The sequence below is a fragment of the Niastella soli genome (genome assembly GCF_017742245.1).
Classification (GTDB): domain Bacteria; phylum Bacteroidota; class Bacteroidia; order Chitinophagales; family Chitinophagaceae; genus Niastella; species Niastella soli.
Genome location: NZ_JAGHKO010000024.1, coordinates 523,650 through 539,433, shown reverse-complemented (window position 1 = coordinate 539,433; position 15,784 = coordinate 523,650). Strand labels below are relative to the sequence as shown.

The window sequence follows — 15,784 nt, the reverse complement described above, 5'->3', positions numbered from 1 at the left end:
TGTACCAGGTAACTGGTGGCTACCACGGTATTTTCGGTAGGTCCGTAGTTGTTTATCAATTTATAGGGTAAGCCCTTTGTATTGATGCCACCCAGACGGTCGCCTCCTGTAAGCAGGTATTGTAAGGCTCCTTCGCTGCCCCGCATGGCTTCCACCAGGCTTTCTACAAGCGCTGTGGCACAAAAGCAATGCGTAATGTTTTGTGCGGTCAGGTACTTGCTTAACAGTTCACTGTCCAGCCGCACCTCATCAGCAGGGACATACAAGGTGGCGCCGGCCGCTAAATAGGGCCATACTTCCCAGCCAAAGGCATCAAAGCCGATCGCCGACATACAGGTGCTTCGGCTTTCGGGTTGCACCTGGTAAGCCCGGTGATGCCAACGTACCAGGTTCAGTATTCCCTTATGTTCTATCATCACTCCTTTAGGCACACCGGTGGACCCAGATGTATAAATTACGTAAGCAAGACCCGGTCCTGTTGGTTGCTTGTCAGACAAAGACTTTCCATCAACTCCATCTTTCCATTCCGTCGCCTGTATGTTTATGATCTTTACATTTTCATCCTTTTCAATCAAAGAAGCCGTTGCATTACTGACCAGCACGATCCTGGCACCTGTATCCTTTAAAATATGATTGATCCGTGCGGCCGGATACGAGGGATCAACGGGCACATAGGCTGCGCCGGCTTTCCAGATGGCCAGCATAGCAGTAATTAAAGCGGCCGATCTTTCCATGCATACCACTACGGGTTCTTCCAAACCAACGCCCTGCTGTTGTACAAACAACGCCAGCTGGTTGCTTTGTTCCTGTAGCTGCTGATAACTAAGCTGTGTAGTGCTATCCACCACAGCGATTGCATCCGGAATTTTGATGGCCGCAGTTGCTATCAACTGCAGCACGGTGCCTTCTGTATCGGCTGCAAACAAGGAACGGGGGTGACTGAAATCTTCCAGCAACCGCTGTTCCTGTACAGGTGACAGCATCTTCAGCCTGCTCAGCGGCAGGTCTGCATGCTTTATTATATTATTCAGTAACTGCCCGTAAAGCTCCAGCATGCGGTGGATCGTATCGGCACGATACATATCCGTATTATAAACAAACTCCAGTTGTAGTTCTCCATTTACTTCGGTAACATGCAATACCAGGTCGAATTGCACCGATACCGATCCGGGCTTTTCGCGTTTTACCATCACATCCCCCAAATACAATTCGTCGGGCTCGGGTGTATTATGAAATGCAAACACTACTTCATAGAAAGGATTTTGGTTCACATCCCTGGGTAGGTCCAGCGTTTCTACAATACGTTCAAAGGGAACATAGCCGTGATCATAAGCCTGCAGGGTTGTTTGTTTGACATGCTGTAAAAAATCGCGAAAGCTGTTATTGGGATCACAGTTTGTACGCAACACCAGCATGTTCACAAAAAAACCGATCATCTCTTCTACTTCCTGGAAGTCTCTGCCGGCAACCGGACTGCCTATACAAATATCCTGTTGCCCGCTGTACCGTTGCAACAACACTTTGAAGGCGGCGAGCAGTGTCATGAACAGGGTAACGCCTTCGCGGTGCGATAAAGCAGCCAACGCCTGACGCACGGTTCGCTCAACCTTTTGATTTACTACGCTGCCCCGGATGCTCTTCTCTGCCGGGCCCTTATGATCGGGTAGCAAATGAAGTCGTTCCACTCCCGACAGGTGGGTTTTCCAGTACAACAAATGTTGCTTCAGCTGTTCTTCGGGGAACTGTCTGCGCTGCCAGGCTGAATAGTCGGCATATTGCAGCGACAGGTCCTTTAGCATCACAGGCTGACCGGTGAGCTTAGCTTTATACAACCGGCTCAGCTCCTGCACCAATACAGAAACCGACCAGCCATCAAATGCGATATGATGTATTACAGCGATCAGCAGATGTTCATTGGGCTGGGTCCTGATGAGGGTAATACGCAAAAGCACATCCGCAGAGAGGTCAAAGGACCGGCTGATCTCCGCTTCTATATATTCTTCCAGTGTTTTTCCCCGGTATACGATCGACTGCTGATCTGTATAGTGCATATTCCAGTCAGCCACGGTGCAGATCTGCTGGTATGGAATACCGTCTTCTTCCGCAATTACTGTGCGAAGCACTTCATGGCGGTTGATAATATCCCTGAAGCACGATTCCAGTATCCTTACATCCAGGTTGCCACGCAGCCTGAAGATCCAGTGCAGGTTGTACTGGGCACTTCCCTGCAGGCGGTCTATAAACCAAAGCCGCTCCTGTGCAAACGACAATGGCAAACGGGCGGCACTGTTCCGTACCATGCGTTCTATCCGTCTGGCCGGTTTCCTGTCATGCAGTAAAGGATCGTTGCGCAGCGATGTTTTGATCAGTTCCTTATTCTCCTCGATCAGCAGCAGCAGTTCATGGTCCACTACAACATTCCGGGGTATCCTAACTTTCAGTTTTTCATTATCCATCAGGAAGCTAAGACCAATCTCGCTGGCCCTGGACATAATGATGTCTACAATACTTTTTGACATATTGATCGCTGTAATAGTAAATAGAGATAGTATTAAAACGGAAGTGCTTGTTACGAAGCAGTATTACACCAAGGCGGCCACCTGCTTGTCGTATAACAATTCTTTTTCGCCGTATAATCGTTCTGCTACAATGCCCCGGTCGCGGCAGAGTTGTACCAGTTTATTCGACTGCACAATGGGATTCGATTCGTCGGTATACTTTATACTGCTGATAAATTCCACCCAGGGCTCCTGTCCCATCGCATATACGTATACTTCTTTGGGATTGAAAATATCTACCAGGGCCATGCCGCGGCTGCAATCAGATCCGTTGAGCCGTCGGGTGTTGTCCTGATCACGGGGTACTTTTTTGCTAAGCAATGGGCCATACAACCAGGTAAGCGGGGCGCCATCACATTCCATACCCAGGAATATTACATCTACATCCCCTACCTGATCATGAATATGTTTATACAGAGCCGGCTCCATGATCCGTGAATCGGCCATAAACAACAATTTGAACTGGCCTATTTGGACCAGGTGACATGATTTTGCCAGAATGTTCAGATCGCTGTGTTCACCGGTAAATGGTATGCCGGTAATGGTTGCATCTGCAAAATGAATGGTTTCCATTTCCTCGATCTCGATCACATTGTTGAACCCGATATTATTGAACATCAGTTTCAGGTCCGGATCTTCCAGCCTGCCTCCCTTTGCCTTTGGCACAATGATATTCCTGATCTTATGACGCAGGGGCAACAGCGTCTCAAATAAGATATGGTCCTGGTGGTTGTGGGTGATCACCACATAATCTATCACATCGGGCAGATCGAGGTCAGAGAAATGGTCGATGTCGGATACATAGCCATAATAACTGATCAAAGGATCGGCGAGTATCGTCACATCCTTGGTCTCTATCAGGATACAGGCATGTCCGAAATACCGCATCCGGATCTTATCGCCAGTGTATTTGTTGTAGGCAGGATGGGGCTCATCTGTAAAGAAAGTTTCGAATAGTGGTCCCTGCGCCTTTGTTATTCCCAGCAGCTCCTTAATCATGTCTAACGGCTGTGGGTCCTTTTTCATCATTGCCAGTTTGTCGATACCGGGATGATCGAACGGGATGTCGAGGTGCAGCACCTGCCGCTCTTCCAGACGTGGTGTGCTCAGTACAAATGGTCGGTGATCATTATTGGTTATCCAAAAGGCCATGCTTTGCGCTTCCTTATTATAGAACCTGCTTGTATACAACAGCGATTCAAAGAAACGGAATGCAGGGTTGTTATTCCTGTCGTAGAATAATTCCACATATCCTTTAAGAATGGGCGGTACTTTCTCGTACAGGTTTTCAAGGCCAAACCCTTTAGCTTCCTGCGCCAGTAGTTTGTCGAGCTCCTTTACTGCTTTTGAAAATTCGATCATATGCGAGCGTTTGCTGATCGTATCCTGCTCCAGTGCTTTTACTTCATCAATACGGCCGCCGCCAAAATCCATGAACGGGCCTCCCCTCATTTTAGGGTTCAGTACAGCCTCGGCATGAATATTAGGCGCCATCAGGTAAGATTCCATGATGGTAAGATGCCTTCCTGTGATATTCATGGCAGCCGTAGCAGGTGAGATCAGGTGACTCCAGGCATACCATCTGTCTACCAATGGTTCGAATACTACGTTTGGCTTAAGCCAAACTTTATTACTACTCATAATGGATGATTTTAGTGTGTGTTTTTAATTTATCGGAAATGATATTGGTAATGGCCGCAGGCTGTTTGAAAATGAAAAAGTGTTTACCGGGCATAGTCCTGAAATCTACCTCCCGGGTGGTTTCTTTTTGCCAGAGTTGTATTTCCGCCCTGTCCATCGTTTCCTCGGTGCCGGTGATCACAGTTACGGGGATATCTAAAGGTGCAGCAGGACGGTATACATAATTTTCTGTGGCCTTGAAATCGGCCCTGAGAATGGGTTCGAAATAATCGATCAGTTCATCCTGCGCCAGGATCTCTTCAGGAAGACCGTCGAGCCTTTTTATTTCTTCAATGAATTTTTCCCTGCTCATCAGATGCCGCTGCTTTTCAGATCTCGAATGGGCGGAAGGCCCCATGGTGCCGGTGATAAAAAGATGAACAGGCGCCTCGTGTTTGTTGCGGATCAGTTTCTGCACCAGCAAATAGGCCGTAATGCCACCCATGCTATGTCCATATACGGCATAAGGCCGGTAAGATACCAGGTGCTGCATCTGCCCATATACGTCATTAACGATATCTTCCATGTCACTCAACAGCTGCTCATTGCTTCTGCTGCCCCTTCCCGGATATTCCAGTGGGTGCAGCTGCACAAAAGAAGGTGCCGTGGCTTCATAGTCTCTGTAGGAATATTTATTTCCGCCCGCAAAAGGCAGGCAAAAAAGGTTGATGGATTTCATGTGTTACATATTTTTTTCGAGGTCAACGACATTAGCGGTATCGCTGGTGATCCTTCCGAAGTCGAATTTTACAATACGGTCCGCCACATGGTAGAAATCATCGTCGTGCGACACAACAATGAGGGTCTTACCCATGCTTCTTATCTCCTGTAGCCATTTAGTATAGAAAAGTTTTTTATTCGTGGGGTCCTGTTCGGCAGCCCATTCATCTAGCACCAGCAGGGGTTTGTCTTCCATCAGCGCCATCAGTAAGGCGATCCTTTTCTGCTGTCCCCGTGATACATTTACTTCGATGCAGTCTTTTGCGTTGTTTATTTTCAAAACACCGTTCAGGTTGATCAGGTCTTTCCAGTAATGCATGCGCTCGTTTTTGTCAGACAGGTCATGGTCATCGTAATTGGCGTGAAACAGACGCTGGTTCGTATACACCACGGCCATATGGTTGCTGAAAGCCGAAAACTCTTCCCACTCCACTTCCCTCTCGTTTATGAAGATCTTTCCTTGCGAAGCCCTGCACAATCCTGTCAACAGGTTCACAAAGGTTGTTTTCCCGCTGCCATTCCCGCCTATGATAAAAATGATCTCGCCTTTAGAGATATTGAATTCAGATAACTCGAGGTGAAAAGCCTCTTTTTCATGCTGGTTATATCCATACCGTACATCCTGGAAGCGCACAGAGCTGAAATCATCCTTCGTATTTACTTTAGCGGCATCGGGCAAAGCATCTACCGCCAGTTGCTTATCGATCTTCTCGATCCTTTCCACGGCAATTCTCAGCGATGAATAAAAAGGAATGATCATGACCAGCCGCGATACAGGCGACATCATAAAAAGAACGGTGGTTATAAAGGCGGCCAGCTGCCCTGCCGTGATATGAAAAATAGCGGGCAGTACAAAGATCACCATGCCCAACACTATATACCAGCTATAAGAGCCGGTCAATTCATTGGCGATGTATTTTTTAGAAGTTCGAATGCTTAACTCCTGCACTTTGGTTCTGTTGGCATTGATATATTTATTGAACAGGTTATTGTTCCGTACTGAAGAGATGCGGATCTGTCTGAATCCGCTTAGTAATTCACGCAGGGAAAAATAGTAAGCGTCCTGCAGGTCCCTGGCGGTATTAAGGTCTTTTACCATCTTCTTATTACGGTATATATAGAACAGCAACAGCAGGGTCATTAACGTCAATACCACGATGCAGCCCAGGGGCGATACCCAGAAAAAGTAAATAAAAGAACAGATGATGGTAATGGAGGCATTGATAAGGGTGACAAAGATCTCGGGCACCCTGCTCAATACCCTGGTGTCTGCAATCGCTGCATAGATCTTTTCGGAACCCAGGCGTTCAAAAGACTCGAACGAGGCATTACGTACTTTTTGTACTACCGACAATTCGAGGTTGAACATAATACTATTGGTAAGCTCCACCATATAGTTCTGAAAATAGCTGGTCGATAAAAAGGACAGGGTGATCAAAACAATAAAAGCGATATAATTATTTTCCGGAGCCCCTACCAGGATTACAGCTTTACCGGTTAAGGTCTGGTTGATCAGCATAAGAATACCCATGCTGGTAAGACTGCTGATGAGTCCCAGTATCAGCAGGAACACATAGAATATCTTTGACCGGGATTGAAAAACCTGAAGAATATTCATATAAGTGTGATATGTACAAGTGGATGAATGCGGAAGTGTATTGCTGTGCTATCAGCTGATCTCTATATAATCATACATGTTCTCCTCATGCCTGGCTATTAGATCGTCCAGATCTTTTACAGTGGAATGGGAAAAGATCTCCGACAGTTTTACTGTTACGCCAAGATCGCGGTAAATAAGGTTCACCAGTTTATTGGCCATGAGCGAATGGCCGCCAATATCAAAAAAGCTGTCGGTGATACCAAAGTCGTTACGGTCTAACAAAGTCTGCCACATCTTCATCAGCAGGGTTTGGGTCTCATTCACGGGCAGCACTACTTTTCTTTGCTGCTCATGGGGGGTGAGTTTGCTGCTGTTTACAGCTATCAGTTTTTTCCGGTCTACTTTACCACTATTGTTCAACGGCATTTCCAATACGATCACAAAAGCAGCTGGTATCATGTAGGCAGGAACATATTGTCGCAGGTGGGCGCGCAGTTCTTCTTCACCTGCCGTTGCATGGGCCATCAATTCAATAAATGCCACGAGGCTGTTCTCACTGCTTAGTCCTGTTTGCTGGCATACCACAGCGGATCTTACACCGGCATGCCGCAGGATAGCATTTTCTATTTCACCCGGCTCTATTCGGAAACCGCGCAGTTTTACCTGGTTGTCTTTACGTCCCTTCAACTCTACCGTACCATCGGGCAGCCAGCGGCCCAGATCTCCCGTGGCATACAGTCTTTCGGGAATGAAAGGGCCGGGGGCAATGAATTTTTCTGCAGTAAGCGCTGGCTGGTTCAGGTAGCCATGGGCCAACCCTTCCCCGCTGAGGAACAATTCGCCAAATACGCCTACCGGCACCGGCTGTAACAGGCTATCGAGGATATAGAGACCGGTATTTCTTACAGCCGATCCTATGGTGATCACTTCATCTGCTTCACTCACTTCTTTTATCGTAGAAAATATAGTGGCTTCTGTAGGCCCGTACATATTCCAAAGCCTGCCTGTTCGCATCAGCAATTGCTTTTGCAAAACTCCTGACAGCGGTTCGCCGCAGGTGATCGCTTTTAACTGCTGGCTACCCTGCCAGCCAGTGTCGATCAGTGCCTTCCACAACGAAGGAGTGGCCTGCATATAAGTGGGCAATACGTCCTCGAACAATCTTTTAAGTACGGAGGTATCCATCACCTGTTCGCGTGCTGCCAATATCAAACGGGCGCCGCTGATCAATGGAAGAAAATATTCCGCTACTGAGATATCGAAAGTGCAATTACTAACTGATAACAAGGTGTCGGCGGCTGTAATACCGGGAGCAGACTGCAGGCTTAGTAAAAGGTTCACTACCGACCGGTGGTAAATTTCAACGCCTTTTGGAACACCGGTAGAACCAGAGGTATACATAACATAAGCAATGTCTGCAGGCGGTAATGGGAGGTTGATCAATTCTCCTCCGGCCATAAAAGGATTGGCCTTCCGAATGCAGGATAGCAGGTAACAGGTAAATCCTTTTGCCAGCAATGGATTGGCCAGCTCCAGGTTATCGGTGATCAGCAATCTGGCAGCGGTATCATTCAACATATAGGCAATGCGCTCGGACGGGGAACCGGGGTCAATGGGCACATAGGCGGCACCGGCCTTCCAGATGGCGAGTATGGAAATAATGATATTTTCTGCACGGTCAAAAGCAATGCATACCCGGTCGTTCGGCTGTACAGCATAGTCACCTATGAGGTGATTGGCCATCAGGTCAGACTGGCAGTTGATCTCATCATAGGTCATTTCCTTTCCCCTGGAAATGATCGCGGTTTGATGGCCATATTGCGTTACGGCCTGAAGGAACAGATCAACAACGCTACAGTTGGGCGTAATCTGCCGCGGTTTATTGAATTGCTGCAGGGTTTGCCATTTTTCGGCGGGTAACAAAAGATCGCTCTTTCCCACTTCCACCTGGGGATTGGCCAGGAAAGAGCGCAGCAGGTTGATAAAATGCGTCAGCATCGACGACACGCGGCTTTGGGTGTATATGTCGCAGTCGTATTCCACAATACAGGATAAACCTCTTTTAGATTCTTCAAAATAGAAAGCCAGATCGAACTTACTGCTATAGCTGGGTCTATGATACCTGGTCAGCAGCAGGTCTTCTAATTCCAGCACCTCGCTGTCGTTTATCCTGGTGGTCAGGTTGATCAATACATCGAATAATGCTGACCGGCTAAGGTCCCGGTTAACATCCAGATTGGCCACCAGTTCATCAAAAGGATAGCGGCCATGCTCGTAAGCATCCAGACAAATAGTTTTAACCTTTTGCATCAATGCCGCCACTGTATCGGTAGCATCGAAGCGTAACCGCAAAGGCACGGTATTGATAAAAAAACCGGTCACCTCTTCCAGATCAGGATGGTCCCTGCCAGATAACGGTGTACCAATTATCATATCATACTGACTGGTATACCGGGCCAGCAAAACACCGGTCGCCGACAACAGCAGCATGAACAAACTGATATTATGATCTTTGCAGAAAGCCTGCATAGAGGCAAATGTGTACTGGTCTATCAATTCATGCACAGCCGCGCCATTGTTTTGCTTCAGCGCCGGTCTTTGTTTATCTGCCGGAATATCCAGGACCGGTAGTTCGCCCTGCAGGGTTTCCTGCCAGTACCTGGCCTGGTGGTAGCTATCGGCTGAGTCTTTCCTGGCATTTAGCCATTCAACATAATCTACATATTGTATTGGCTGCCTGGCGGGGAATGCAACTTTATTATTCTTCAAATAATGATACAGGGCGGTAAACTCCTTCATCAAAATATCGTAGGAGCGATCGTCGGTAATGATATGATGCATGACAACAGCCAACATGGCCCGGTGCTGCGAAAGTCTGATCAATACCACCCGGTATAAAGGGCCTTTGTCGAGATCGAATTTCCTGCAGGTATACTGCTTCAGCAGTTGCGCTGCCCGGGTGGTATCCTCACTGCCATCATCGTCGATAATAAATTCCACTTCCAACTCGCCCGGCTGGTGAACGATCTGTACCGGCTCATCATTCACTTCAATGAATGTGGTCCTTAGTACGGAATGTCTTTCTGAAAGAAGCGCAAAGATCCTTTGTATCATCCCGGGGTCGATATGGCCGTGCATTTCATATACCACACTTTCGTTATAGGCAAAGGCGCCTGTTTCTATTTTATCGATCAGCCACAGTCTTTTCTGTGCAGGTGACATTGCATATGAAAGCTGCGTATCGGCAACCGGGATTGGCTGGAATTCCTCCATCCCGGTTGTGCGGACCCGCTCGTGCAATAAAGCGGCTGTAGGAAAAATGAACAGATCGCGCAGCTCAATTTTATATTTCAGCTGTTTATGTATAAGACCCGCTATGCGGGTAGCTTTTATAGAGTTGCAGCCGCATTCAAAGAAGTTATCAGTCATGCCCATGCTGTCGGTATCCAGTACATTTTTTATAATGTCGAGTAATTGCTTTTCCTGCGCATTGGCCGGCGCTACCGGTATGCCCGGTGCGCTTATCAGGCTGTTTGTTAAAGCAGTCAGGGCCAGCCGGTCTGCTTTTCCTGTATTGGTTAGCGGGAACTTCGTTACAATTTCAAATCGCTGTGGGATCATATAAACAGGCAGGTGGGCGCTGGTATATTCACGCAGTGCATTGATCGAAAAATGGTCGGCAACGATCAAAAAGGCTACGAGTTGCCCATTATTACTATGTGGCACTACAACGGCAGCTTTTACCTGTTCAAAACCGCAGATCACTTTTTCCACTTCGGCGGGCTCAATTCTATATCCTCTTATTTTCACCTGGTAGTCGGCACGGCCCATGAATTCGATATCGCCGTTTTCGGTAACCCGGCCCAGGTCGCCGGAGCGGTATAATCGCTTGTTGCTGTTAAAAGGGTTTTCGATAAATTTCTCTGCCGTTAATGTGGGCAGGTTAAGGTATCCGCGTGCAAGACCACCCTCAATGTAGATCTCACCTGTTTTTCCCAATGGCATCATTTGCCGGTGCTCATCAAGTATATAGATCCAGTAACCGCGCAGAGGGCGGCCTATTATAGCAGCCTGTCTGCAATCGGTAACAGCTTTATAGGTAGCGCAAACCGTGATCTCGCAGGGACCATAGGTGTTGTATACAGGAACATTGCGCAGCAGCTTATCAATATGGGAGGGATACAGTACATCCCCTCCGCTTATAACCAGCCGAAGACTGGCAATACGGCTGCTGATGTGGTTGTTGAGCTCATTGATCACCAGTGGTGTGCACGAAATGATGGTGATCCGATGCCGCACTATAAGCTCGAGCAGTTCGTCAATATCACGCCCCCCATTTGCTGCTATTACCACCTGAGCTCCGGTGCAAAGGGCCGGAAAGATCTCTTCTATCAATGTGTCGAACGCAAGGGACGATTGTTGTAAAAAAATATCCTGCCGGGTGATATCAAAGTATTCGATAAAATACCGGACATAACTGGCCAGGGATTGATGCTCGATCATCACTCCCTTTGGTTCGCCGGTTGAACCCGATGTGTAGATCACATAAGCAAGGTGGTGATGGGCAGTACGTACCACAGGATTATGACGGTTACCACCAAAATGTAACCTGTCATCAATATTCAGTAAAAGGTCTTCGCCAAATAAGTCACTAACAACCTCCCAGTTATCGTCATCCACCAGTAAACATACTATGCCGCTGTCGGCCAGCATACGTGAATAACGAACAGGTGGAAGCGCCGGATCGATGGCTACATAGGCGGCGCCAGCCTTCAGAATGGCCAGCATAGCAATGAGAATATGCTCATTTCTGCCGACAAGGAATCCAATCCGGGTATCGGGGCCAATGGTCCCTCTTGATAATAAAGCATTCGCTACGATATTGGCCTGTTCGTTCAATTGTTTATAGGTAAGCTGTTTACTCCCCGCACTAACAGCCACCAGATCGGGCATGCAGACCGCATTTCTTTCTAAAACCTGGTGCACAGGTAATTTAATATGCTTTACTTCCGCCAGGTCTTTTTCCTGTGGGAAGAGGCAATGACGCTCCTGCTCAGTTAAAAAATTGCAGGTTGCTATATCCTGGCTGGCATCAGCAGCCATTGTTGCCAGGAGTAATTGTATATGCGCAGTAAAACGTTCTATTTCGGCAGCTGTATACAGGCACTCATTGTACTGCACTTGCAGGTGCAGGCCATTTCCTTTTTCATTGAATTCCAGCATTAGGTCAACATACCCATGCTGTGCAAGCGCTGGCTCTTTCTGTACTTTGCATCGGGGGAGCTGAAAATCCAGGTCATGGCCTGCAAAGTTCTGGTACAATACCAAGATATCGAATAAGCCATTTCCCTGTTGGGTCTGATCTATTTTCTTATCGTTCAGCAATTGTTCGAATGGATACAATTGATGTTGAAAGGCTTTAAACAATTTTTCCTTTACAGCCAGCACAACGTCCGCAAAGGTCATATTAGCATCTAATGAAAACCGCAGGCATAAAGTGTTCAAGGTATAGCCAATGATCTGCTCCATGTCTTCGCTGATACGGCCCGATACATCAAAGCCTATGACCATATCCTTTCTTTGTACATACCGGTTGATCAAAACGCCCAGCAGTGCCATCAATATATTGAAGGGAGTGGTGGCAAATTGTTTGCACAGACCCTGTAAATGGTCCATTTGTTCTTTCGGGAAGATGGTTGTAATGTGTCTTACCGCAATCACCTCTCCTGCTTGCCGGGCCGCCGGGCGACCCGATAATCCAACCGGTCTGGGCGAATCGCTCAACTCCTGCAACCAGTAATCACGTTGGGCATCCAGGTCTGCGGAAAAGGTCATCGCCTTTTGCCAGGCGGCATAATGATCAAAGTGCACCTGTGGCTGTTCTATATTCAACGGCAGATCGTTCAGCAGCCTGCTGTATAAGCCGCTTAATTCGGCAATAAGATGGGCAAGCGACCATCCATCGATGAGGATATGATGAATCACTAATACCACCAGGGTGGCGTTGGGTAAGGTTATTATACGCACCCGCAATTGTGATGGCCGTTCCAGTTCAAAAGGCTCATGCACCAATCCATGGCATAATGCGGCAATAGCTGACGCCTCATTACTGGTATCTCGAAGATCGATCTGTTGTATGTTTACCAATGCATCGGTGTACGTATGCACTTCGCGTTTCAGTTCATGACCATCCAGCACAAATGCGGTGCGTAACAACTCGTATTTATGCACCAGGGCACGTACGGCCGTTACAAAAGCAGCCGGATCAAAGGCGCCGGTAATGCGGTATACCAGCGGCAGGTGCCACGCTGCTGTGTTGCTGTTCAACTGATATTCGGCCCACATCATTTTCTGTGGCAGGGTGGTGTCCTGTACCGGTGGCAATATTGCCCAGCTATAAGAAGAAGCAGCACTGCTGCCCGCTGTTTTAATATATTCAGTCAAATCCTGCACGGTATTATACCTGAACAGCAGATCGGGCGACACGGCTACCCCGGTCAATAGCTGCAGTTTGTTCACCAGTTGCAGGGCCGTTATACTGTTCAGTCCCTGGTCTGGCAGGATGCTCTGCGGTGAAAGGCTGGGATGTCCCAATAAGGCGCGGACTGTTTCCAGCACAACCACTTCAAGCTCGCCATATGATGCGTCACCTATAGAGATAGCCGGTGATACGTCGGTGTCAGGTGCTGGTCCGCTTTTATTCCGGCCTATATATTCCTGCACCAGCAGATAATTCTGGATCTTGCCGCTGGTTGTTTTAGGTATTTTTCTAACGGGCACTACCTCATGTACTGGAATGCCGATGTTTGACAGCACCACTTCTTTTACAGCATTAGCAACCGATGCAAATTGTTCCTTACTGCTTTTATCGAGGATAAAAACCACCAGTTGCTCCTGGCCTTCCTGCTCATCGCGGATGGCACAGGCCGCCACTTTTCCAAAATCGGCCCAACCCGCGTGTATAATAGCCTCCTCAATATCATGCGGGTAATAATTCTGCCCATTGATAATGATGATATTCTTTGCCCGGCCGGTGATCACCAGTCGTTGATGCCGCATGAAACCAATATCACCCGTGCGCAGCCAGTGATCGTTCGAAAACAAACGGCCGGTTTGCTCCGGATTATTATAGTAGCCCGATGTAACGCTGCTTCCCTGGATCTGGATATGCCCAATTGTATTTTCAGGCAATTCCAGATCCTGGTCGTTACAGATCCTTACCCTACAGGAACTCACCGGATATCCCACATCCACAACGGTAACCGCTGCGGCTGCGCCTTCATCAATGAGCTCAATGGTGTTACCGATGTTCAGACCCGAACGGTTGAGACAATAATATTGCAAATTGGTCCCTGGCGGTATCGCGCTTACTTCCAGCGTAGCTTCGGCAAGGCCATAAGCAGCCACTACACAGCGTTCGTGCAGTCCATACTGTAACAGGCTATCGGTGAACTGCCGGCATAAGGCTACAGATAACATTTCAGCACCATTTATGATGATGCGAACACAAGAAAGGTCCCAATCATATTGCTGCTTTTTCTGGTAAGCCGATAAAAAATAATGAAACCCGAAATTAGGCGCATACAATACGGTAGCACGGTGTTCTGTTACCTTGCTCATCCACAATAACGGTCTTCTGATAAAGACAGCAGTCGGGATGGCAACTATATTTATGTTTTTAACGATGCCCGCCAGGTGAAAGCCGATCATGCCCATATCGTGTGTCAGGGGCATCCAGCTTAATAACGTATCTGCCTGGGTGATGGCCAGGCTTTGTATGATATCGCCCACATTCGACAGCAGGTTCTGGTGGGTCAGCTGTACCCCTTTGGGATCGCCGGTTGATCCGGAGGAGAACTGAATATAGGCAAGTGTTGTATCTGCAACCACTACTGGCTCGGCCGGATGTGTGCTCTGTGATAATTTCGAAAACGGAATGATACGGTCGTTAGTGACCTGCTGTTCATCAACGACTGAACGGATGGCTGGTATATACTGTTCCTCCGCAACTATAAAAGGATGCAGCAGACAGGCACATACTTTAGCCACTTTTAACTTTTGTGCAGTTTGAATACCCGGCGACAGGGGTACCGGAATGATACCGCCCAGCACACATGCCCAAAACGCACATAATAGCAACTGATTGTCTTCCGTTTGGATCACCACTTCATTTCCCACCAGCACACCCTGCTGTTGCAGGCTGCCGAGCATCAGCAATGCCCTGATGTACAGCTCCCGGTAAGAGAGTTGTTCGCTTACCCCGCCCGGCTGCACAAAGCGAATGCCGGCACAGTCTTCCTGTGCTGCAATCATCAATGCAGTTGATATACTCATGCTATTAAATAAATGTAATTTGAAAGAGAGGAATACGCCCATACTGGCGAAATGCATCGCTGGGAACCAGCCAGTGCTATCGCAAATGCAAGTAACATGATCAGTCTTGCATTATTTTAAAACGAGAAAAATATCAGGTGTCCTGTAGTCAAAGTAAGTGCAAAACAAAACCCATCCCTATAGTAGTAGCTCTAAATTGACATGCGGGTTTTACTAAAAACTGTTAACGGTTACTTAATAACGGTATACACCACTTGTGATATATTATCATTTAGTAAAACCCGAAATAAAAAATAGAATTGATACTACCATTAAGCTGCTTAATAAATAATTACTTTGAAGGGTCCCTCCCAACTATTTACTGTATCATTAAACCATTACTATGGAAATAATAGAAAAATATTTCCTCGAATTTGGTGAGATCCAAAGACCCATGGCTGCCAGCGTTCAATCGTTGCAGTACTGTGTAAATCTGATCAGGAAAGAAAAGCCCTCACAGATCCTCGACCTGGGCAGTGGATTAAGCTCGGTGGTGTTTCATTCGCAGTTCGACAATGTGCAAACCTTAGATGACAATCCGTACTGGGCCAGCAGAACAAAGGAGTTTATTGCGGCCAATATTTTTAAAGACCTCGATATCGGGCCTATCACGGCTATAAACGACCAGTCGTTCCCTTTCATTTATTATGACTATGGAAATATCGAGACCAGGATCTACTATTTCAAAAAAGCACTTGAACTGAGCAGTGGCTATTTATTTGTAGATGATATGCATATCAATTACTACAGAGAATATGTGCAAACAAAAAGCCGCGGGCATATCTTAAAGTTCGTGCCGGAATCGCTTGATGAATATGGCCGGTACGGCGCCCTTATTGTTAAGCAGTAAACG

6 protein-coding genes are annotated in these 15,784 nt (G+C 47.3%); 1 reads left to right on the top strand and 5 read right to left on the bottom strand.

Annotation, left to right across the window (positions count from 1 at the left end):
- From J7I42_RS34955 to J7I42_RS34935, 5 genes are all read right to left on the bottom strand, one after another.
- Nucleotides 1-2,519: non-ribosomal peptide synthetase (locus J7I42_RS34955; RefSeq protein ID WP_209145194.1), on the bottom strand; the 2,519-nt coding region annotated here is incomplete at its 3' end.
- Between the two features lie 63 nt (nt 2,520-2,582).
- Complete coding sequence (locus J7I42_RS34950; protein WP_209145192.1) at nt 2,583-4,199, bottom strand: MBL fold metallo-hydrolase; 1,617 nt, start codon at nt 4,197-4,199, stop codon at nt 2,583-2,585.
- Entirely contained in the window at nt 4,192-4,917 is a 726-nt protein-coding gene (locus J7I42_RS34945; protein ID WP_209145190.1) for a thioesterase II family protein, read from the bottom strand. Before J7I42_RS34945 ends, J7I42_RS34950 begins: the two co-directional genes overlap by 8 nt.
- Before the next feature lie 3 nt (nt 4,918-4,920).
- A complete protein-coding gene (locus tag J7I42_RS34940) occupies nt 4,921-6,576 on the bottom strand; it encodes an ATP-binding cassette domain-containing protein (protein WP_209145188.1) in 1,656 nt (551 codons plus the stop codon).
- Between the two features lie 51 nt (nt 6,577-6,627).
- The gene (locus J7I42_RS34935) at nt 6,628-14,892 is read right to left on the bottom strand and encodes a non-ribosomal peptide synthetase (protein ID WP_209145185.1); all 8,265 of its coding nucleotides are present in this window, start codon (nt 14,890-14,892) and stop codon (nt 6,628-6,630) included.
- A 382-nt stretch (nt 14,893-15,274) separates the two neighbouring features.
- On the opposite strand from J7I42_RS34935, the gene J7I42_RS34930 reads away from it, so the two are divergent.
- Nucleotides 15,275-15,781, top strand: coding sequence for a hypothetical protein (locus tag J7I42_RS34930; RefSeq protein ID WP_209145183.1), 507 nt, complete (start codon nt 15,275-15,277; stop codon nt 15,779-15,781).
- The last annotated feature ends 3 nt before the right edge of the window (nt 15,782-15,784 follow it).